The organism is Thermogladius calderae 1633, assembly GCF_000264495.1.
Taxonomy (GTDB): Archaea; Thermoproteota; Thermoprotei_A; order Sulfolobales; family Desulfurococcaceae; genus Thermogladius; species Thermogladius calderae.
Genome location: NC_017954.1, coordinates 914,263 through 932,834, shown reverse-complemented (window position 1 = coordinate 932,834; position 18,572 = coordinate 914,263). Strand labels below are relative to the sequence as shown.

The 18,572-nt window shown below is 60.8% G+C and carries 26 protein-coding genes; 5 read left to right on the top strand and 21 right to left on the bottom strand.

What is annotated here, in order from left to right:
* Position 1: 1 nt before the first annotated feature.
* From TCELL_RS05180 to TCELL_RS05150, 7 genes are read right to left on the bottom strand one after another with little or no spacing between them, the layout of a single operon-like run.
* Positions 2 to 472, bottom strand: a complete 471-nt coding sequence (locus tag TCELL_RS05180) for an NADH-quinone oxidoreductase subunit B family protein (RefSeq protein WP_014737673.1) — start codon at positions 470 to 472, stop codon at positions 2 to 4.
* Positions 465 to 977 carry a 4Fe-4S binding protein gene (locus tag TCELL_RS05175; RefSeq protein ID WP_014737672.1) on the bottom strand — a complete coding sequence of 171 codons (513 nt, stop codon included), beginning with the start codon at positions 975 to 977 and terminating at the stop codon, positions 465 to 467. The genes TCELL_RS05180 and TCELL_RS05175 overlap by 8 nt, the downstream gene beginning before the upstream one ends.
* Positions 971 to 2,593, bottom strand: coding sequence for a hydrogenase large subunit (locus TCELL_RS05170; RefSeq protein WP_014737671.1), 1,623 nt, complete (start codon positions 2,591 to 2,593; stop codon positions 971 to 973). Before TCELL_RS05170 ends, TCELL_RS05175 begins: the two co-directional genes overlap by 7 nt.
* Entirely contained in the window at positions 2,594 to 3,457 is an 864-nt protein-coding gene (locus tag TCELL_RS05165) for an NADH-quinone oxidoreductase subunit H (RefSeq protein WP_157864711.1), read from the bottom strand.
* 5 nt (positions 3,458 to 3,462) lie between these two features.
* Positions 3,463 to 3,744, bottom strand: coding sequence for a hypothetical protein (locus TCELL_RS05160; protein ID WP_014737669.1), 282 nt, complete (start codon positions 3,742 to 3,744; stop codon positions 3,463 to 3,465).
* A complete protein-coding gene (locus TCELL_RS05155; RefSeq protein WP_014737668.1) occupies positions 3,741 to 5,258 on the bottom strand; it encodes a proton-conducting transporter transmembrane domain-containing protein in 1,518 nt (505 codons plus the stop codon). The genes TCELL_RS05160 and TCELL_RS05155 overlap by 4 nt, the downstream gene beginning before the upstream one ends.
* A complete protein-coding gene (locus TCELL_RS05150) occupies positions 5,239 to 6,633 on the bottom strand; it encodes a complex I subunit 5 family protein (protein ID WP_014737667.1) in 1,395 nt (464 codons plus the stop codon). The genes TCELL_RS05155 and TCELL_RS05150 overlap by 20 nt, the downstream gene beginning before the upstream one ends.
* 7 nt (positions 6,634 to 6,640) lie before the next feature.
* Here TCELL_RS05150 and TCELL_RS07555 point away from each other — a divergent pair, with 7 nt between their 5' ends.
* Positions 6,641 to 6,778, top strand: a complete 138-nt coding sequence (locus tag TCELL_RS07555; RefSeq protein ID WP_014737666.1) for a hypothetical protein — start codon at positions 6,641 to 6,643, stop codon at positions 6,776 to 6,778.
* On the opposite strand, the gene TCELL_RS05145 is transcribed toward TCELL_RS07555, so the two are convergent.
* The 9 genes from TCELL_RS05145 to TCELL_RS05105 form a co-directional block, all read right to left on the bottom strand.
* On the bottom strand, positions 6,770 to 7,267 hold the full coding sequence (locus TCELL_RS05145) for a 4Fe-4S dicluster domain-containing protein (protein ID WP_014737665.1): 498 nt from the start codon (positions 7,265 to 7,267) through the stop codon (positions 6,770 to 6,772). The two genes, TCELL_RS07555 and TCELL_RS05145, sit on opposite strands and share 9 nt — an antisense overlap.
* Before the next feature lie 6 nt (positions 7,268 to 7,273).
* Positions 7,274 to 8,377 (bottom strand): FAD-dependent oxidoreductase, encoded by a 1,104-nt coding sequence (locus TCELL_RS05140; RefSeq protein WP_014737664.1) that lies wholly within the window; start codon positions 8,375 to 8,377, stop codon positions 7,274 to 7,276.
* Positions 8,378 to 8,510: 133 nt separating this feature from the next.
* Positions 8,511 to 10,082 (bottom strand): proton-conducting transporter transmembrane domain-containing protein, encoded by a 1,572-nt coding sequence (locus TCELL_RS05135; RefSeq protein ID WP_014737663.1) that lies wholly within the window; start codon positions 10,080 to 10,082, stop codon positions 8,511 to 8,513.
* A gap of 10 nt (positions 10,083 to 10,092) precedes the next feature.
* The gene (locus tag TCELL_RS05130) at positions 10,093 to 10,578 is read right to left on the bottom strand and encodes a Na+/H+ antiporter subunit E (protein ID WP_014737662.1); all 486 of its coding nucleotides are present in this window, start codon (positions 10,576 to 10,578) and stop codon (positions 10,093 to 10,095) included.
* Position 10,579: 1 nt separating this feature from the next.
* Positions 10,580 to 10,972, bottom strand: coding sequence for a Na+/H+ antiporter subunit C (locus TCELL_RS05125; protein ID WP_014737661.1), 393 nt, complete (start codon positions 10,970 to 10,972; stop codon positions 10,580 to 10,582).
* Positions 10,965 to 11,720 carry an MnhB domain-containing protein gene (locus tag TCELL_RS05120; RefSeq protein WP_014737660.1) on the bottom strand — a complete coding sequence of 252 codons (756 nt, stop codon included), beginning with the start codon at positions 11,718 to 11,720 and terminating at the stop codon, positions 10,965 to 10,967. The genes TCELL_RS05125 and TCELL_RS05120 overlap by 8 nt, the downstream gene beginning before the upstream one ends.
* A 3-nt stretch (positions 11,721 to 11,723) precedes the next feature.
* The gene (locus TCELL_RS05115) at positions 11,724 to 11,972 is read right to left on the bottom strand and encodes a hydrogenase subunit MbhD domain-containing protein (RefSeq protein WP_014737659.1); all 249 of its coding nucleotides are present in this window, start codon (positions 11,970 to 11,972) and stop codon (positions 11,724 to 11,726) included.
* Complete coding sequence (mnhG, locus tag TCELL_RS05110; RefSeq protein WP_014737658.1) at positions 11,969 to 12,319, bottom strand: monovalent cation/H(+) antiporter subunit G; 351 nt, start codon at positions 12,317 to 12,319, stop codon at positions 11,969 to 11,971. The genes TCELL_RS05115 and mnhG overlap by 4 nt, the downstream gene beginning before the upstream one ends.
* The gene (locus TCELL_RS05105) at positions 12,316 to 12,594 is read right to left on the bottom strand and encodes an MrpF/PhaF family protein (RefSeq protein WP_014737657.1); all 279 of its coding nucleotides are present in this window, start codon (positions 12,592 to 12,594) and stop codon (positions 12,316 to 12,318) included. The genes mnhG and TCELL_RS05105 overlap by 4 nt, the downstream gene beginning before the upstream one ends.
* A gap of 118 nt (positions 12,595 to 12,712) precedes the next feature.
* Between TCELL_RS05105 and TCELL_RS05100 the strand changes: the two genes are divergently transcribed.
* On the top strand, positions 12,713 to 13,021 hold the full coding sequence (locus tag TCELL_RS05100; RefSeq protein ID WP_014737656.1) for a hypothetical protein: 309 nt from the start codon (positions 12,713 to 12,715) through the stop codon (positions 13,019 to 13,021).
* A gap of 9 nt (positions 13,022 to 13,030) precedes the next feature.
* A complete protein-coding gene (locus TCELL_RS05095) occupies positions 13,031 to 13,957 on the top strand; it encodes a S1C family serine protease (RefSeq protein ID WP_014737655.1) in 927 nt (308 codons plus the stop codon).
* Positions 13,958 to 13,985: 28 nt separating this feature from the next.
* On the opposite strand, the gene TCELL_RS05090 is transcribed toward TCELL_RS05095, so the two are convergent.
* The 5 genes from TCELL_RS05090 to TCELL_RS05070 all read right to left on the bottom strand — a co-directional run bounded on the left by TCELL_RS05090 (position 13,986) and on the right by TCELL_RS05070 (position 17,179).
* Positions 13,986 to 14,777, bottom strand: a complete 792-nt coding sequence (locus tag TCELL_RS05090; RefSeq protein WP_162097839.1) for a phosphoribosyltransferase — start codon at positions 14,775 to 14,777, stop codon at positions 13,986 to 13,988.
* Between the two features lie 43 nt (positions 14,778 to 14,820).
* Positions 14,821 to 15,258 carry an Lrp/AsnC family transcriptional regulator gene (locus tag TCELL_RS05085; RefSeq protein WP_014737653.1) on the bottom strand — a complete coding sequence of 146 codons (438 nt, stop codon included), beginning with the start codon at positions 15,256 to 15,258 and terminating at the stop codon, positions 14,821 to 14,823.
* Entirely contained in the window at positions 15,243 to 15,563 is a 321-nt protein-coding gene (locus tag TCELL_RS05080; protein ID WP_014737652.1) for a hypothetical protein, read from the bottom strand. The genes TCELL_RS05085 and TCELL_RS05080 overlap by 16 nt, the downstream gene beginning before the upstream one ends.
* A 14-nt stretch (positions 15,564 to 15,577) precedes the next feature.
* On the bottom strand, positions 15,578 to 15,952 hold the full coding sequence (locus tag TCELL_RS05075; protein ID WP_014737651.1) for a class II SORL domain-containing protein: 375 nt from the start codon (positions 15,950 to 15,952) through the stop codon (positions 15,578 to 15,580).
* 63 nt (positions 15,953 to 16,015) lie between these two features.
* Positions 16,016 to 17,179 (bottom strand): iron-containing alcohol dehydrogenase, encoded by a 1,164-nt coding sequence (locus tag TCELL_RS05070; protein WP_014737650.1) that lies wholly within the window; start codon positions 17,177 to 17,179, stop codon positions 16,016 to 16,018.
* 78 nt (positions 17,180 to 17,257) lie between these two features.
* Between TCELL_RS05070 and TCELL_RS05065 the strand changes: the two genes are divergently transcribed.
* Together TCELL_RS05065 and TCELL_RS05060 are read left to right on the top strand one after the other, a co-directional pair.
* Positions 17,258 to 17,788, top strand: a complete 531-nt coding sequence (locus TCELL_RS05065; protein WP_014737649.1) for a hypothetical protein — start codon at positions 17,258 to 17,260, stop codon at positions 17,786 to 17,788.
* Between the two features lie 258 nt (positions 17,789 to 18,046).
* Positions 18,047 to 18,541, top strand: coding sequence for a hypothetical protein (locus TCELL_RS05060; RefSeq protein ID WP_014737648.1), 495 nt, complete (start codon positions 18,047 to 18,049; stop codon positions 18,539 to 18,541).
* Positions 18,542 to 18,572 lie beyond the last annotated feature (31 nt).

The window sequence follows — 18,572 nt, the reverse complement described above, 5'->3', positions numbered from 1 at the left end:
CTCAGTCGCTGTAGGCCACCTCGCTCTTGACCTTCTTCTCGACCAGGCCCTTGAAGAGGGCGATGGCGTAGAGTATGCTCTCCGGCCTCACGGGGCAGCCGGGGACGTAGTAGACACCGTCCACCTTTACCCCGCGGGCCTCGAGGATCTTGAGGAGCTCTCTCACCCCACCTATAGTCGAGTAGGTGTCGTGCCAGATACCGCCACCGACGCCGCACGAGCCGAGTGCTACGATGTACCTGGGCCTAGGCATGGCCTCTATAGCGTTGACGACCTTGGGTAAGGCTTCGATAGTCACTGGGCCGGTTAAGAGTAGCACGTCGGCCTGCCTCGGCGAGGGGACAAGCTTGACGCCAAACCTCTCCGCGTCGAACCAAGGGGTGAGAGCGTCGAGGACCTCGATATCGCAGGCGTTGCAACCCCCTGTGTTCAAGTGGTAGACCCATATGCTCCTCTTGACGCTCTCAGACACCGCCCCTCCTCCTCGCGACCGCATTCAGTATTTTCGCCTTCCGGCACTCCGGGCACTCGTTGGCGTAGTACTCCGACACAGCGGACTTCTCGGTCACGTACTCGACCATCCTCCTCGTGGCGAACCCGCTACCGCACTCCCGGCACTCAGCCCTCCTGTGAACCGTGTAGTTGAAGAGGTCCTCCACCCTGTCGGTGGCGAGCTCGAACTCACGCGTGCCGACGACGGCCTTGACAGGGCAGACGTCGACGCACCTCCAGCAGAATATACACCTGCCGACGAAGTACCTTATCACGAGCCTCTCCGGGGACTCCAACAGCTCCAGCGCGTTGGGCGGGCAGGCCTTGACGCAGGCCCCGCAGCCTATGCACTTGGACGCGTCTATCCTGATAGCCCCCCTGAAGTCACTCGTGACGAGAGGCTCCTGGTAGGGGTACTTTACTGTGACCCTCCCCTTCTCCGACGCGACGACTATCAGCTCCACTGGCTTGAGTACTCTCACCACGACGCCCCCACCTCCAGCCTCTCAACCACCCCGTCGTCCCTTACGACGACTACGCGGTCGGTGCAGGAGAAGCACGGGTCTATACTCGCGATGGTGATCGGGGCGTCCGCGAGGCGCTGGTCCCTAAGCATGACCTTTAGCGCCGGTATGTTCGCGTAGGTCGGGGCCCTGACCCTCCAGCGGTAGGGCCTCCCGTCGCCCGTGAGGACGTAGTGTACGTCGCCGCCCCTGGGCGCCTCCACGACCTGTACGCCCACTCTGCCCGGGGGTATCTCGACCTTCTCGGCCATGATCGGCCCCTTGGGCAGCTTGTCGAGCAGTTGCTCTATGATCGAGACGGACTCGAAGACCTCCTCCACTCTCACGAGGACCCTCGCCATGTTGTCGCCCTCGGTGTAGACGGGTACCCTGAACGAGGCGTACTTGTAGGCGGCGTAGGGCAGGTCCCTCCGCGCGTCCTTGTCTATCCCCGAGCCCCTAGCCACGGGCCCCTCGACCCCCAGCCTCCGCGCGTCCTCCTTGGGGAGTAGGCCGGTGCCCGTCAGCCTCCTCTTTACGTTGGGGGCCGAGACGGCGATCTCGACGACCCTCTTGAAGTCCTTGACGAGCTCCCCTAGCTCGGACAGCACCTTGCTCTTCTTCTCCTCGTTGATGTCCCTCCTCACGCCCCCCACGAGGTTGATCCCGTAGGTCTTCCTACTGCCGGTCAGCATCTCGGCCAGCACCATGGTCCTCTCCCTGACGCGCCACATGTGCATGAAGCCCGCGTCGTAGCCCAGTAAGTGGAAGGCGACGCCTAGCAGTAGCAGGTGGCTGTGGAGCCTCTCGACCTCCAGTACTATCGACCTTATGAACTGCGCCCTCTCCGGGACGTCCACCCCCGCGGCCTTCTCCACTGCGAGGGCGTAGCACGTGCTGTGCTCGAAGCCGCATATCCCGCATATCCTCTCCGCGAGGAAGTTGACCTGCTGGTAGTTCATCCTCGACTCCGCGAGCTTCTCAATACCCCTGTGTACGTGGAACCCCCTGTACCTCACGTCTACGACCCTCTCCCCCTTGACGTAGAGCTCGAAGTACTCCGGCTCGTGCAGGGCCGGGTGGTAGGGGCCGAGCGGGACGGTGCCCACCTCCTTCCTCAGCGTGACCCTCTCGCTCCTCGCGAGCGAGACGTCGGGCCTGCTCTTGTAGTCGAACTCCTTCCTCAGGGGGTGGACGCCCTCGGGCCACCAGTAGGGGAGGACGAGCCTCTCCAGCCTCCTCCCCTCGAACCTTATACCCAGCATGTCCCAGGCCTCGAGCTCGCACCAGTCGGCCGCCGGGACCACGTCCGCGATGCTCGGCGCCACGGGGTTCTCTGGGTCTAGGTAGGACTTCAACGCTATGTAGAGGCCGCTCCTGTCGTCTGTGAACAGGTGGGTTATGGAGAAGTGGTTGTTCAAAGGCCTCTCGTCCGTCCCCACGCAAGTCCTGAAGCACGCGCCGTACTCGTTGAAGATCTTGTCGGCTATGGGCCTCAGGTCGGAGGGGTCGACAACCAGGTGTACTGTGTCACCGTGGACGACCCACCTACCTCCCCGCTCCTGGGCCAGCCTCACGTATTCCTCTACCCCGGGCATCTACACCACCAGCCCCACGAAAGCACCCGCTATGAGGACAAGGTAGAGCTTGACTAGGGACTTCAACGCCGTGTCGACTCTAGCCCTTCCCATGAGAGTCGAGGCGAGCCCGTACAACGCCCACACGCCGGCGAGTGACGCCAGGTAGGCCAGGGGGGCCAGCGGGCCGCCCGGGCCCGCGGCCATCGCCACGAGGGACAGGGGTATCAGCTGCGAGAGGGACCTCGACAAGAGGAGGTTGTAGAGGGCGAGGAACAGGGCCTTGCCGCTCAGCTCGATGAACCCCCCTGAGGCGATCTCGGGCTCGGCCTCGCTCAGGTCGAACGGGGTCCTCCGGCTGGAGACGTAGCTCGCTACAAGGACTGCGGAGAACGAGAAGCCGGCTGCCACGTAGCCCCAGAGACCCGGCCGGGACGAGAAGGAGACCGCGTAGAGGACTACTCCCAGGACCATGAAGGGCTCGTTGACGAGGGACACAAAGACTTCCCTGAAGCCTCCTATAACACTGTATGGGTTTGGGATGATTAAATACGACAGCGCTAGCGCGGCTTGCGACGTGAGGTAGAAGACCAGGGTGTAGACGACGTACGCGGTGTTGAGCGTGGCGAAGTACATGTAAGCGCTGAACACGCCAAGTGCTGTCAGGACGGCGGCCGTCGAGGAGAGGTAGAAGTAGTAGGGTATCGAGCCGAAGACGCGCGTCTCCTTCCTCAACAGCTTGAGGGCGTCGAGTAGGGTCTGGGTGACCGGCGGGCCGATCCTGGAGTGGACCCAGGCCTTTACCTTCCTCTCGACGCCGTCCATGAAGAGCGGCAGGACTAGTGTGGCGGACGTGGCGATAGTGGCTGCGAGGGCCTCCTCCACGGCCATCACCTAAACAGCAGCGATGCGAGCACTACTACCACGAAGACTATACACGACCAGATGGCCGCCATGATCATGGGCTCTATCATCCTCACCTGCATCTTGTTCAAGACGACCGCCAGCCTCTCGAATACGTAGGAGACTGTGGAGAAAACCCTCTCGCCCAGCCTCATGGTGAAAGACGTGACGTCTAGGAAGGTCAGCCCCCTCATCCTGAGCCTGCTCACAGTCTTCTCCTTGAGCTCCTCCAACACCCTGCCTATAGACGACTTGAAGTAGGACGTCATAGCTCGACACCCGTAGCCCAGGGCTTCTCCTCGGGTAACGCGGCCCTCCTGAGATGGAGCCCAATGACGAAGGGTGCTAGCGCTGCGTAGGACACGAGCACGAAGACCGCGGGGGCGGACGGGACCAGTAGTGCGAGGGCGGGGCTCGCGATTATGAGACCGGAGAGGAATCTCTCGCTGGCCACCTCGAGCCTCCCCACCTCCGGCTTATTAAGCCCGGCCCTGGCCGGAAAGGAAGTGTAGGAGGCCACCAGCTTGACGCTGTAGATCACCGAGAGAACGCTCGAGACCACTAGGGCGGCCGCTACCACAAGCGCCCACCAAGCGGGTCCCTCGGGGGAGGCCGCCCGGCTCAGCGCAACTGTCAAGACGGCGTATATAGTGAGGGCCTTCATAGTGAACCCGAGCGTCGGCGGGGCGCCGGCGAGGCTCATGGCCGCCACGACGGCTGGCGTAGTGGCCTCCGGGGCCACTCTGTCCACGTAGCCGAGGTCGTAAAGGTTGTGCGAGCCGGCGACCTGCTCTAGGAGCCCAGCGTTTAGGAAGCCGAGCGTCTTCGTCAAGCCGTGGTAGAAGACGTAGAGGACAGCCAGCAGAGCCGTGTCCACGGGTAGTAGGCCCCTTAGGCCTAGTAGGACCGTTATCACCCCGGTGTGGCCTATGGTGCTGTAGGCGAGCAGCCTCTTCAGGTCGTCCTGGGCGGACGCGGCCAGGAAACCGTACAGCGACGATACCAGGCCCTGGGCGACCAGGACGGCGTTGACCACCGCCGGGTACTGGAACAGGGTCTGCGTCATGAGGAGCATGAAGGCGCCTAGCTTCACGACCAGGCCGCTGAGGATGGCGGAGCCGTGCGAGGGGGCCTCCGGGTGGACGATCGGTAGCCACATGTGAATGGGGAACTGGGCTAGCTTGGCCGTGAAGCCGGCCACTAGTAGCAGGGCTGGGACGAGGCCCACGCTCGCGGGCGTTGCCGCGAGCTCGCTGAAGCTCGCTGTGAACGCCTCGTAGACGCCTGTGCGGGCCGAGACGAGCACCCAGAAGGTGAACAGGGAGAGGTCGCAGGGGAGCATGCTCAGAACTATGTACGTGACGGCCACCCTGTAGTTCTCCATCCCCTTCTCGAGCAGGATCACGAGGAGCAGGACGAGGTCCAGGGTGAACCAGGCGACGAATAGCTCGATGAGGTTGACCGAGGAGAACGCCACCTCGAGCAGGACTAGGCTGAGGTCTATGACAGCCTGAGGGTAAGAGGCCGAGCCGTACACTACCCTGTAGTAGTCCTCGTTGTGCAGGCTCACGCCGATCGAGACGAGGAAGGAGAGGACAAGGAAGAAGTACTGGAACCACAGGAGCCCGTAGGGAGCGTAGACCAGGGAGACCAGCGGCACCGCGAAGCCCGCTAGCCTCAGCGCCCTGCTGAGCCTCGGGCGCGAGTCGACCGAGAGGGCGCCCGCCAGCACGAGCCCCATGGCGAGGGCGTCGACCAGGGCCTTAAACAGGGGCTCGGGCAACGCCTGTCACCACCCTGGCAGTCTGTAGCAGGGAGACCAAGAGCGGGATTGGGAGCGTCGACACAACCAGGGCTACAAGCCACCCCGGCCCGCCCAGGCCCTGTAGTAGCAGGGCTGACGGGGCGAGGCTCAGCAAGCCCATCACCAGAACCGCGGCTTCAAGCGGGGTGTTCGGTTGCTTGAACTCGAGGGACGGCCTCCTAGACCTCATGCTCGCCGTGTACACCGAGAGGACCCTCACCCCCACTACTGCGGAGAGGGCTATGTAGAGGACGGCCCCCGCTAGAGCCGCGACCGCTGGTGGGCCGCCTCCCTCTACGACGTCGGTGAGTAGCAGGTACATCGACAGGAGCTTCGCTAGGAAACCGACCGTGCCGGGCACTCCGATGAGTGTGTACACCGCTATCAACACTCCCAGGCTGGAGGTCCTCAGCTGTTGGGAGACGCCCGCGAGGCCCTGGATGTACCTCGTCCCGTACGCGAGCTCTATTAGCCCCATGCCGCAGAACAGGACGGTCTTGTAGCTCATCTGCATGAGCATTACGAGCACTACAGCCACCAGTAGGAGGGTGCTGGCAGGGCTGGACAAGTAGAGCGCGAAGAGCACGGCTGTGAAGCCGTTGGTCAGGATAGTCGTGTACGCCAGCATTATCTTGCCGTCCCTCTGTCCCAGCGCCTCTAGCCCCGCGTAAGCGATGGAGGACAGACCCATGGCTAGCAGGAGGTAGGCAAGCGGCTGCGACCACGCTGTAAGGTCGACTATCTCGGTCAGCCTGAAGAGCCCGTAGAAGCCGAGAGGTGTTGTAAGGCCGCTCAACAGGGCGGACGCGGGCGAGGGCGCTGTAGAGTGCGCTCCCGGTAGCCAGAAGTGGAGGGGGAAGAGAGCTGCCTTTGCAACAAAACCTGCCAGGAGAAGGCCTAGGAGCACCGGGCTAGAGACCTCCACAACCGGGGTCACCGAAGCGAAGGGCTGGTATAAGACGCTCGGGTTGTATGACGACACGATCGACGGGACGGAGAGGACGATGAGCGTGAACACGGTTATCTCGAAAGCGGTCGTGGAGGTGAGCAGGTACCCCCTGGCAGCCCTCAGCGACCCCTCCGTCGAGTACTCCTCGCCGATCCTGACGAGCACGAAGCCGATGATCTCCATGAAGCTCCAGGCTATGACAAACAAGAGGAGGTTCACAGCCAGGTAGGTCAAAGATATGGAGAAGCCGAATAGCGAGACTAGCCAGGGGAAGAACCTCGGTAGTCTCTCCATTTCCACGTAGTAGGTGGTGTAGAGTGTGACGACTACTACTAGAGCGAAAGACGTCACGGAGAGTACTAGCGAAACCCAGTCGACTACAGAGTAGTTGTACAGGAGGAGCACGGCGAAAGTGAACAAACAAGCTGATGAGAGGGCTAAGAGCAAACCAGCTGAGCCGCGTCTACCCGCCGAGAGGGTTAGGGTCGCCGCGCTGAGCGACAAGGCCAGTGTAGTCGCGGGGAGGGGCGACATATACCCGCTACCTTAACGCCTCGAACCTTGCCTTGGCCATGGACTCCGCTATCCTCTTCTTGCCAGCCTCGTAGACGAGGGCCTCTTCCCCGTACAGGATCGCGCCGGCTGGGCACATCGACACGCAGCCCGGTGTCAGCCCCATCTCTCTCAGCGGCTTACACAGGTCGCACTTACTGGAGACCTTGAGTACTGGCTCCAGCTCCGGTATGCTGAACGGGCAGGCGTAGAGGCAGGCGAGGCAGCCAATGCACTTGCTCTTCTCCACGTACACCGCCCCGGACTGGTCCCTCGTCATGGCGCCCGTCGGACAGACCTCTACGCAGGGGGCCTTCGAGCAGTGGAAGCACGAGAGGGGTATGTCCAGGCCTAGCGATGTCCTGTACACCTTAATGAACGGCCTGCCGTCGTGTAGGAAGTCGCACACCGCCTCACACGCGCCGCAGCCTATGCACGCGCCTAGGTCTATGACCCTAAGGTATTTGGGCTGGGGTGCGGACGCCACGCGAGCTCACCTCGCAGTCAAGGGGGCTTTAACCAGTTGCGTCTCGAGCCAGTTCTCGACGAACCTCCCCGCGTAAAGCCCGGACCTCACCGCGGGCCCGACCCTGGAGGGCCCTGTCACCACGTCGCCTGCTGCGAAGACCTTCGGGTTGCTGGTCTGGTAGATCCTGTTCACCGATACAGACCCGTCCTTCTTGAGGCTAAGGCCCAGCTTCCTCAAGACATCCTCGCTACGCGAGACCGGCGGAGTGGGTGCCTCCCCCGTCGCGAAGATGACCAGGTCTGCCTCTAGGACGAAGTCGGCACCCTCTATGGGGACCGGCTGAGGCCTACCCGACTCGTCTGGTGGGCCGAGCCTCATCCTTTGGAACCTCACGCCCTTCACCCGGCCGTTCTCGGCTACCACCTCGACAGGGGAGGCGAGCTCCACGAACTCCACGCCTTCTCTCCTGACTCTCTCGACCTCGTATACGCCGGCCGGCGCCTCTCTAATGGTCCTCCTGTACACTATGGTCGCGTCGCCTCCCATTCTGCTGACCTGCTCAGCCGCGTCGATAGCGCTGTAGCCCCCTCCTATCACGACAGCCCTCCTCGACCTCGGCGGAGGCGACGCCGTGAAGCCGAGCTCGAAGACTCTAACCCTGTAGAGGTAGTCGAGGGCCGAGGTCACCCCCTCGGAGCCCACGCCCGGGAGCCTCGGGATCTTCGACTCCCAGGTACCCGTCGAGATGAGAACAGCGTGGTAGTCGTTGACGACCTCTTCTAGGGGGAGGCTCTTCTCGACCAGTGAGTCTCCCTCCTCGTGCCTCACCTCTCCAGCGAACACCTTCGTCCTAGTGTAGAACCTGACGCCGAAGACCTCTTCCAGCCTCTTGACGCCTTCGAGCACCCTCTGCTTCGGGATCCTCCAGGGGGGTATCGCGAAGACCATCATACCCCCGGGGAGGGGCTGCTTGTCGAAGACGTCGACCTCGAAGCCCCGGCAGACAAGGTAGCCCGTCGCGGCGAGGCCGGCGGGCCCAGCGCCGATCACCGCGACCCTCAGATTCTTTGACGTGGGCTTGCTGCGGCAGAGGAAAGCAAAGTTCATGTAGTCCAAGTAGCCCCCCATGTAAAGTTAAGCGTATTGACTCTTATAAATACATTATACAAACAAAATTTTACGTGAGTCCCACTCGTTGTGTGATCAAGGAGGGGCTACTCGGGTGGGACTAACAATATAGACAGCGGTAGCAAAAACGGCGCTATCCGGGCAGCCCGTAGAGACTGGTGCTCAGAGACTTGAGGTACGACGCGACGTCTCCCACGACCTTTACCGGCTCGTAGAACACGTAGTCGAAGGCGGCCCTATTGAAGGTGAACACCAGGCCCGCCGCGACGAGGAGGATGCTTAGAACAACCAGCACGCTCTTCATGAGCGGCGCGTGAACGGGCGCAGGGGTCTGGGTTGGTGGGGAGACGAGGAGGACGTAGAAGAGCCTCATGTAAGAGACCAGCCCTATAGCGCTTGATACCACGAACAGGACAGCCGCAGCGACGTTGTACTGGAAGAGGGCCTGGTATATCAGGAGCTTACCGAGGAAGCCCGGTAGAGGCGGTATCCCGGCGAGCGTAAGGGTCGACACAGCGAGGGCCACACCCGAAGGCAGTATACTCCGCCCGAGGCCCGCTATGCTGTCGAGCCTCCTCGAGGCCGCGGCCCTGATCACCGGGCCCACGGAGAGGAACAGAGTGGCCTTAGCCAGCGAGTGGACCACCGTGTAGTAGACGAAGCCCAGTACTCCTATAGGCGAGAGCGTAGCTATGCTCATGAAGACGAACCCCATGTTCATGACTGTAGAGTAGGCTATGAGCCTCTTCACGTCTGCCTGGACGACCATTAGCAGGCCTCCCAGGAAGCTGGAGACCAACCCCGTCACCAGAGCGATGAGCGAGACCGACTCCACGACTACCCTTACCCCGGGTAGCTGAGACGCGCTGAAGCCGAGGTACAGCACCTTGTACAAGGAGACCGCCCCAGCGTTGACGACAAGCCCGCTGAGAAGGGCGGAGACGGGGGTGGGGGCGGCTGGGTGGGCGTCGGGGAGCCAGAAGTGGTTGGGGAAAACACCGCTCTTGATCGTGAAGGCCCAGAGCGAGAGGGCGAGGACAAGCCCGACGGCTAGCGCAGCGTCTTCCAGCGGCCCCCCTGTCACCGAGCTGCCAGGGTAGCCCATGGCCTTAAGGCCTATGTCGACCAGGTTCAGGCTGCCGAACACGGCGTACACTATCGCGAGTGCGAGGAGGAAGCCCGTGGTCCCGAGGGCGCCTATAAAGGCGTACTTCAGGCCCGAGACGATCGAGGTGGCTCTCCACCTGTAGTACATGACGAGCCCGTAGCTGGATATCGCCGTGACCTCGATCATGACGAACAGGTTGAAGACGTCCCCCGTGTATATGACGCCGAGCAGCCCAGTCTCGGCCCCGAGCAGCATCACCAGGTACCACGGGTAGCCCGAGTCGCGTATGTACTCGTAGCTGTACACGAAGACGAGGAAGGAGACGAGCGCCGTCACCAGCGCGAGGAGGGCGTTGACCTCGTCCACCACGTAGACGATCCCGACAGGCCCCGGCCACCCTCCCGCGTTGTAGACGACGACCTCCTTGCCGGCGTAGACCTCCACGGCGACGGCCAGGCTGAGAACGAGCGCGGACAAGGAGAAGAGCGTCACGTAGGCGAACGTGGCCCTCCTAGACTTCGTGACGAGGTAGACGACGGGCGTTGTGAAGGCCCCGAGGACGGTGGTGAGGGGGACTAGCCCAACCAGGCTCTTCAAGGTCCCACCCCTACTCGAATATCTTGAAGGCGTAGTCCTCGAACTCTGCGCTTATAGCCAGCCTCGCCTCCTCGGGCTTGGTCGAGGTGACGTCTATCCAGTTGACGTAGAACCAGCCGTCTCTCTCGTCGACCACGACCGTTCCCGGTGTGTTGGTGATCGAGACGGCTATCAACAGCCTCCCGTACCTGCTCTTGGCGTACACGGGTATCTTCACGATGCCCGGGTTCAGCCTCATCGTGAACACCCTCTTCACGACGTCCATGTGCGCCTTGAACTCGATCACGGTCATGTACTTCAGCGCGTAGTAGAAGAGGTGGATGTAGCGCTTGACGTCCAGTAGCTTCCTCTCGTCTGACACGAGTACTCTCGAGGCGGGGACCCCGACGAGCGCGGCGACGACTAGTCCGGTGGCTACGTCGTAGGGGGTGTTGCTACCGGTGTAGACGATGTAGAAGAGGAAGAGCCAGAGGGTGACTAGGACCTCTCTGAACACGCTACTCCACCTCCTCGAAACCGACCAGCTCCCTCGCGGTCACGGTCTTCTTCAGCCTATAGGCCTGAATGATCCCGAAGCCGATCAGGGCGTTCACGGCCATCCCGATGACTATGCCCGTCAATACGAGGGCCTGGGGTACGGGGTCCACCGCGTGCTTCGCCAGGTACTCCAGCTGGTCGCGTGTAAGCTCCACGTAGACTGGTGGTACAGTGGGGTAGACGAGCCTGTAGCCCACCATTATGAAGAAGACGTAGACCGTGTCCGAGAAGATCGTCAGGGAGATAAGCTTCTTCGTCAGGCTCCTCCCGTAAATAATCCCGTAGACGGACACCAGGAGGTTGACTGCCAGCAGCCCTACGAGAAGGCTCCACACTAGCCCGGCCTCACTCACGGTCCTCGCCCCTCTCCTCCTCGTAGAACTCCTCCTCGAAGGACAGGTAGAGGAAAACCGCAGCGAACCCGGAGGCTACGGCTATGTACTCCGACGAGTTGTAGAGGAACAGGCTACCGCTGACGAGCTGGCCCAGGATGTAGGCGGGGTAGAACCTTATGTTTGTCACTACCTCGAGGCCCTTGAACACCGGTAGGATCGCCACTAGGCCTATCGCCGTGAGGGCCAGCCCTCTGAGGGTGACGAGGAGGCCCGGGGTCAACCTCCTCGCGAGGAGCGCGTAGTAGGAGAATATTGGGATCACTAGTAGGGGGGCTATAGCGAGGGTTGAGCCGCCCTGGAACCCGCCGCCCGGCGTCAGGTGGCCGTGGAGGGCTATAGAGGCGGAGACCACGACTATCAGGGCTGCGACTATCTTCGTGGAGGTCCGGGATATCTCCGTCAGCCCCACGCCCCTCTTCAACGGCGGGGTCTTGGATACCCTGAACACGGCTAGACCCGCTACTACGGCGAGGAAGAAGACTGCGGTCTCGTAGACCGTGTCGAGGCCCCTGTAGTCCCACACGATAGCGGTCACGGCCTCCGGGCTCATCGCGGTCATGTTCCCGAAGAAGGTCTCCTCCACGTAGAAGACCCCGAGCCGTTTGATCTCGCTGGGTGCTTGGAGGCTGCCAGTAGCATAAACTAGTAGGGCCAGTGCTATCGCAAGGCAGTAGACGAAGACTAGACCCAGCAGCCTTTTGCTCAAGGCCTACACCTCGAACCTCTCGGTCTTACTCACAATGAATATCAGTAGTCCGGAGTACACGCCGACCGAGATGGCGATGTAGGCCAAGAGTATGTCTGTCGCCGCAAAGACTTGGAAAAGTATACTGTAAGCGATGCTCTGCCCAGCCGAGTAGGCCACTGCCTTCAGTAGGTCCTTCTCCGTGACAGCCAGGTACGTGAATAGTGTGCTCAGGAGACCCGCGAACACCAGGGCGAGGTAGACCAGTATCACTCCTCCTCACCCAGCTGGTCCACGACGGGGCTCCACTCCACCGCCCTCGCCTTGTGGGCTGCGTAAGCTAGCAGGTGGCTTCCTATGGGCGCCACGAGGAAGAGGACGAGTGCTGTGGCTAGGCAGCCGCCCGCGATAAAGGCGTTGTTCGGTATAGGCGTGCCGAGGGCCATGAGGGCCACGCCGATCAGCGGTAGGACAGCGCCGTAGATGGCCCCTATCGTAGCCGCGTGGAGCCTGACGTAGAAGTTTGGGAACCTCAGCATCCCCAGCCCCGCTATGAAGTCGAAGACCCCTCCTACCAAGACCACCACGGCCCCCGCCCAGAAGACGAGGTCGCTCGTCAAGCCCCCACCTCCTTGGAGACCAGGTACTTGGAGGCGAAGACGTCTAGTAGGTACGCCCAGAGGGCTAGGAGGATGGCCGGGGCGATCATGAGGGGGGACTGGTAGTAGACCGAGAGGAGGGCTAGGAAAACTGCGAGGTCGTAGGATATGCAGTCGACTGCGAGGATTATGTCGGGTACAGTGGGCCCCTTCACCGCCCTAGCGGTGTACATCAAGACAGCGGCGATGTAGGGGGCCGCGAGGATCGCGAAAAGGAGGTGCGTAAACTCTACCATGACAGGACCACGGTTCTCAATAAGGTGTATGCGTGGTAAAAATAGTTTGCGGCGTTAGGTAGGCCTAAGGGGTAATGTACATATAGCCCCTTGCTCACACTTATAGACAGGTGTCCTCATGGAGAGAAGGGAGCTCGCTAGGGCGGTCGAGAGGTACTTCCAACTGGGCGAGGACGAGGCCGTTGACCTGGCAGACGAGCTGGACACGCTCTACAACAACATGAAGGCGAAGTACATCGAGCTCCTCTGGAAGCGGGGCGAGGGCGGGGAGGGTGCCGCGGGAATAGTCAAGAGGGCTGTGGAGCTCCTTAATAAGGAGGAGCTGAGCCAGGACGAGGAGCTCATACTCATCGCCCTCCTCGACATACTGTCCACGGACTTATACGACAGGTACCTACTCTACAAAGTCGAGGCAGGGGAGGAGTAGGTGGTCTAGGTGAGGCTGGAGGAGCTCAACGAGGAGATCGCGGGCATCGTCGAGAGGGTCAAGGACTCGGTTATAACGGTGGCCACAGAGATCAAGGTGCCCCTGCTCTTCTTCGGCTACGAGTCGTTGAGGGGGTTCGGCTCCGGCTTCATCGTGGGGAAGGGCATTGCCGTCACGAACGCTCACGTCGTCAGGAACGCCTCTAGAGTAGCCGTGACTTTCAGCGACGGCTACTCGCACGAGGCTGGTGTGATAGCCGCCGACGCCAGCAGGGACCTCGCACTGCTCGAGGTGCCGGACTACAGGCCGCCCATAGAGCTCGGGGACTCCAGGCAGATAAGAGTCGGCGAGATAGTGCTAGCCGTCGGCTCGCCCCTGGGGCTCTTCGAGCACTCCGTCACGATGGGGGTCGTTAGCGCGACGGGCAGGAACATCTACACCGAGGAGCTTATGCTCGAGGACCTGGTCCAGACCGACGCCGCTATAAACCCGGGTAACAGCGGGGGGCCTCTGGTCAACCTCCGCGGCCAGGCCGTCGGGGTGACGACCGCCATCGTCCCCTACGCCCAGGGCATAGGCTTCGCCATACCCATCAACACGGTGAAGAGGTTCATACTCATGATCGAGAGGTACGGCAGGCCTGTCAGGGCGTGGATAGGCGTCTACGTCGCCCCACTCAACCCCACAGTGGCCGGCTTCTACAAGCTGGGAGTGAAGAAGGGCCTTATAGTGGCCAGGGTTATCCCCGGGACACCCGCGCACCACAGTGGACTGAGAGACGGGGACATCCTCTTGGAGGCCGACGGCAGGGAGCTCGCGAGGACCAGCGACTTGAGGGAGACGGTTGAGGAGGCTATCGACAGGGGCTACGTGACGCTCAAGGTACTGCGCGGCGGGAGGGTCTTCGAGGTAGACGTGGAGGTCCTCGTCTCCTAAGTTTTTTATCCCGCCAGCGTACATGTCGTCATAGTGTCAGGAGGGCGTGTACTGGGTACTCCAGCTCCCTCTCCAGCTTCTCTACCACCTCGCGCGTCGTCACCATTAAAACGGCGGCCTCGACCACACCCCCCTTCTTCACGACGTACCTGGACATAGACTTCACGGTCGCCCCCGTCCACACCACCCCGTCCACGACAACAGCCATCTCTCCTTTGAGGTCCAGTGCGCTGGGGAAGGAGACTATCCTACGAGTCGCGTCGAGGGAGTAAACCGGCCCTTGACCAGCTGTAAAGGAGCGGCCCCCGGCCACCTTAGCCGCCTTTATACCGTAGACCAGCCTCTTCCCGAGGGCTACCGCCATCAGGGTGGCCAGGACCAGCCCGGCCCCCTCTACGGTGACTATGTAGCCGAACTCGAGGCCTCTAACCGCGTCCATGGCCTTGTACAGGAAGCAGTAGAGGCTGAGGGGGTAGCGTGACGTCAAGTTGTTCAAGTGGGGGAAGGGGAGCGGGGCTTCGTGGATGCTCCTCCTCAGCTCGGCGTCCTCGTCAACGTACGCCAGCCTAGAGACCAGGTCGGCTACTCTTTTAGCGCCTACCGGCTCCTTGCCGTGCATTATCCTGCTCAACTCCTGCACAGACACGCCCAGCCTCCTCGAGATGTTGGTGAGGGTGTCTCTCCTAGACGCGGCGTACAGTTTGCACATCAGCTTAGACAGTAAGTAGACCTCCTCTACTCTCCCAGCCAGGGGCGTCTCACCTGAGTGTATACTACTGAGCCCCGTATTCAAATACGCCTCGCGTACGAGGGCACACACAGTTATAGGGTGGAGCCCGAGGAGGGTGTTTCAGGCCCGGGGGCTAGATCCTCATCTCGTCCTTGATAATGTCGCTCACAATAGCGGGGTAGACCTTGACTACCCCGTCTAACCGGGATATCTCGTCGTGTATCCTTATCATCTCCTCGGACGACCTCGCGAGTATGAGTGCGATCACGTTGTGGTCTCCGGAGGTCACTACCAGGTGCTTCACATAGTCTCTTTTCTTGAGCTCCTCTATCACGTTGAACAGCTTGTCGGGCTGGACGTTCACACCCGTGATACTGACCTTACCGTAGCCGAGCTTCCATGGGTCTACTATAGCGGTGTACTTCTTTATGACGCCCTCCTGCTCCAGCTTCCGGACCCTCTTCATCACCGCCACGTCGCTTAGACCGATCTCTCTCGCGATCTCGCTGTATGTGGAGCGGGCGTTCCTCAGCAACTTATCGATTATCCGCAAGTCTACTTCGTCGACCATTCCTCATCGAACCTGTCCGGCACTTTACTTACCCTGAAAACGCCGACTCTCTTATAGTCCTCTTCGCCCTCCGGCTCTATGTACTCCTTTAACTCGGCGTCCCCGCCCAGGCTCTTCATCACGTAGGCGAGGTCTTCGACCCAGTCCCTGATACCGCAGGTGTGGCAGAAGGACCCCTGGAACTCGACGACCACGGTACCGTCGTCTCTCACGTCTACGAGCCTAGCCTCGGCCTCGGGGGCCCGGAACCTGTTGTAGAGCTCTATGGACTTTAGCACGAAAAAATACTTCTTGTTTTTGTCCAAAAAGAACCACCTCCTTACTCGACGACTATGTCCTTGGAGGACTCCCAGACTCCGTGGAGGTTGCAGTAGGACTCCGCTATGAGCCTCCCGCTCTTGGCGAGCTTGAGGGTTACCTCTACCACGGGCTCGTGGTAGACCGGCTCGAACACGTACCTTCCCAGGAACACGGGGTTGAAGGCCCTACCCTCCTCCTTGAAGTAGAGCTCAATCCACCTAATACTGTGCTCGACGGTGTTGGGGTGGGGTCCCACCTCGACCCTGACCTTGAACGGGGTGTTCTTACTCACCTTGTCGGGGGCGTGTATTTTAGGCGTGTGGGACTCTACCTTGGTGATCGCCTCCCCGCTAGCCCTCTGAGGCGTGTATATGAGGTTGCCCAGCTCGCTCATCTAACTCACCTTTTCGGATTCCTAACTCTTAGATTAAAACCGAAGTTAATAAAGTTAACCTTGCTAATAGGGTAGGCCGGCCGCGATCTCAGATAAGAGGTCCTCTGTCACCTCGAAGGGGGCCAGCTCCAAGTACCTCCTCATGCTCTTCCTCGAAGCGATGGCCTTGAACAGCCTCTCCACTTCACCGGGTGTGAAACCGTAGTCGCCGAGCCCTTCACCGAACCCCACCCGCTCTAGGAACCCCCTGAAGGCAGACGCGGCTCTGGGAGCATCCTCGCTCCTCGGCCTCAAGCCGGGGTCTAGTAAGGAGAGGATCCGCCAAGTGGTCTCGGGTCTCGCCTTGTAGATGTACTCGATTAGCTTCGCGTGGACGAGGGCGAGTCCCGCGCCGTGGGGTAGCTTAGGGTTGTAGGCGCTGAGTAGGTGCTCCAAGCCGTGCCCAAGGTGTGTTAGCGAGTGGTCTATTGCTACTCCTCCGAGCATAGAGGCGTATAGTAGCCAGTACCTCGCCTCCAAGTCCCTCGGGCTGCCAACCACTCTGGGCAGGTACTCGAAGACCCTCCTAGACGCCTCCACGGACAGCAACTCCGTGTAGGGGCTGGACACCCTGGACGTCGCGGCCTCGATCGCGTGGGACAGTGCGTCTATACTGGTGTAGACCGACTGGTTGAGGGGCAACGTGAGCGTGTACCTCGGGTCGTCTACCCCGTAGTCGGGGTAGCCCGCTGGGAAGCCCCTCTTCTCGACCTCCCCCTCGTCGGTGAGGACGGCGAACCTGTCCACCTCGCTACCCGTCCCGTGCGTAGTGTTCACGACGAACAACAGCGGCTTCTCCTTGGGGACTTGTCTCATCCCGTAGAAGTACTCGCGTATACTCCCACCCCCCGCTACGAGGGCCCTAGCAGACTTGGCCAGGTCTATCGCGCTCCCACCCCCTATAGCGATGAACTCCCTGCAACCCTCGCTCCTGTAGTACTCGGCCAACTCCTCTGCCTGCTGGAGGGTCGGGTTAGGCGTCACCCTGTCGTAGACCACGTAGCTCACACCGCTCTCCTCTAGTATCTTCGTCACCTCTGCTAGCGCGCCGCTCTCCACTGCCGAGCGCCTCCCGGTCACGATAACAGGCATTCGCATCGACGACAGCACGTTTTTGAAATCCGCGAGGCCGTTGACGCCGAACACGAGGTTCACGCCGCCGTTGTAGACTCTAAACGTGGGGCCCATAGAGATCGCCTGAAGGCTGTTTATTTTATATATAGCCCAATAATATTACTTGACCCTGAATAGAGAGGTGCTTAACCGTTGGAAGACCGCGACCTGTTTATCACCATACTGAGGAAGCTGCTGAGGGCCGAGGAGAAGAGCACTCTTGCGAAGGGCGAGGTCGGGCTCGCGCTCGACCAGGTCGACGTGGACTCGCCTCACGGCGTGTACAGGTACTCGAGGGAGACCTCTAAGTGGGTGCTGATATCCGTCGACGACGAGGACTTCGCTCAGAAGCTGGAGCCGGGCAACTACGTCGTCTACTTCGACAACGCGAAGTGCCCCGCGTGTAGAGTCTACGACATGTACTGGTACCCGTTCGTCAAGCTGCTAGGTGACGCCTACCCCTTCAGCTACCTCGTAGTCCTGTGCAACTGGTTCAGCAAGGACTGCGGGAGCAAGGCGGCCTCGAAGGCGTTCGAGAAGTTCGACGTCCACGCCTCGCCCACGACTCTGATAATGACAGTCGAGAACGGCGGCAGGATCGCGAGGAGCGTGAAGGTCGAGGGCGTGAAGAGAATGGACGAGCTGGCTAAGATCGTCGAGGACTACCTTAAAAAGGCCGGGTAGACCTCGCCCGCACCCGAAGTCGCCCCCGCTCTCGGTCCAAACCACGCTATGTCTTCGCGGCCGCCTGGACGCTGACGAGTAGCCGTGAGCCCCTCGCCTACTGGGTGCTTGAGGCAGGCGCGCCAGGTTGGGCCTGTTCAGGAGGTGCCGCGGCTCACTCGTCTGGGCTGCTTGGCCTCAATAGAGTCGCGCGTGACTATGTAAATTTGGACTTTTTATTTTTCTGTTTCTGTGAATATTGAGTACTGGGGACTAGATTTGGGGGCTTACATAGTACACAAGGCCTACGCTTTTTCGATGGTGGTTTTAGGCTCCCTCTTGCTCGTCTACGTTTTCTTCATGCTCAACGTGATTATAACAGTCTTCGGTCCACTCAACTTCATCGTGTTCTTACTCCTAATCTTCACAGCACTCTTCGGTTTCATCTTGTTCGTTCTACTCTTCCGGGAGCCCGTTGTCGTGGCGGTCTTGTACGGGCGTCTCGAAGTCGTCATGGGGTTTCTCAGGCGTAAAAGGTTAGTTTTGACGAGGGGAGACATCCGCACCATCAACGCCTTTCAAATCCTAGCCGACGTGGTGTGGGGTCTGGGCTTGATCTCCAAGACGACCTTCACCTGCCATGGATGCGCCTACGTGGTAGTGGAGACCGTCGACGGGAGGACGCTGGAGTTCGTGCTGAGAAGCGTGGAGTTCTACGAGTTCGTCGAGGCGGTCAAGAGCGAGCTCGGCCTTGAAGTCAACTACGAATTCTAGAACCCGGCAACGCGGGATCACCACGCACGCC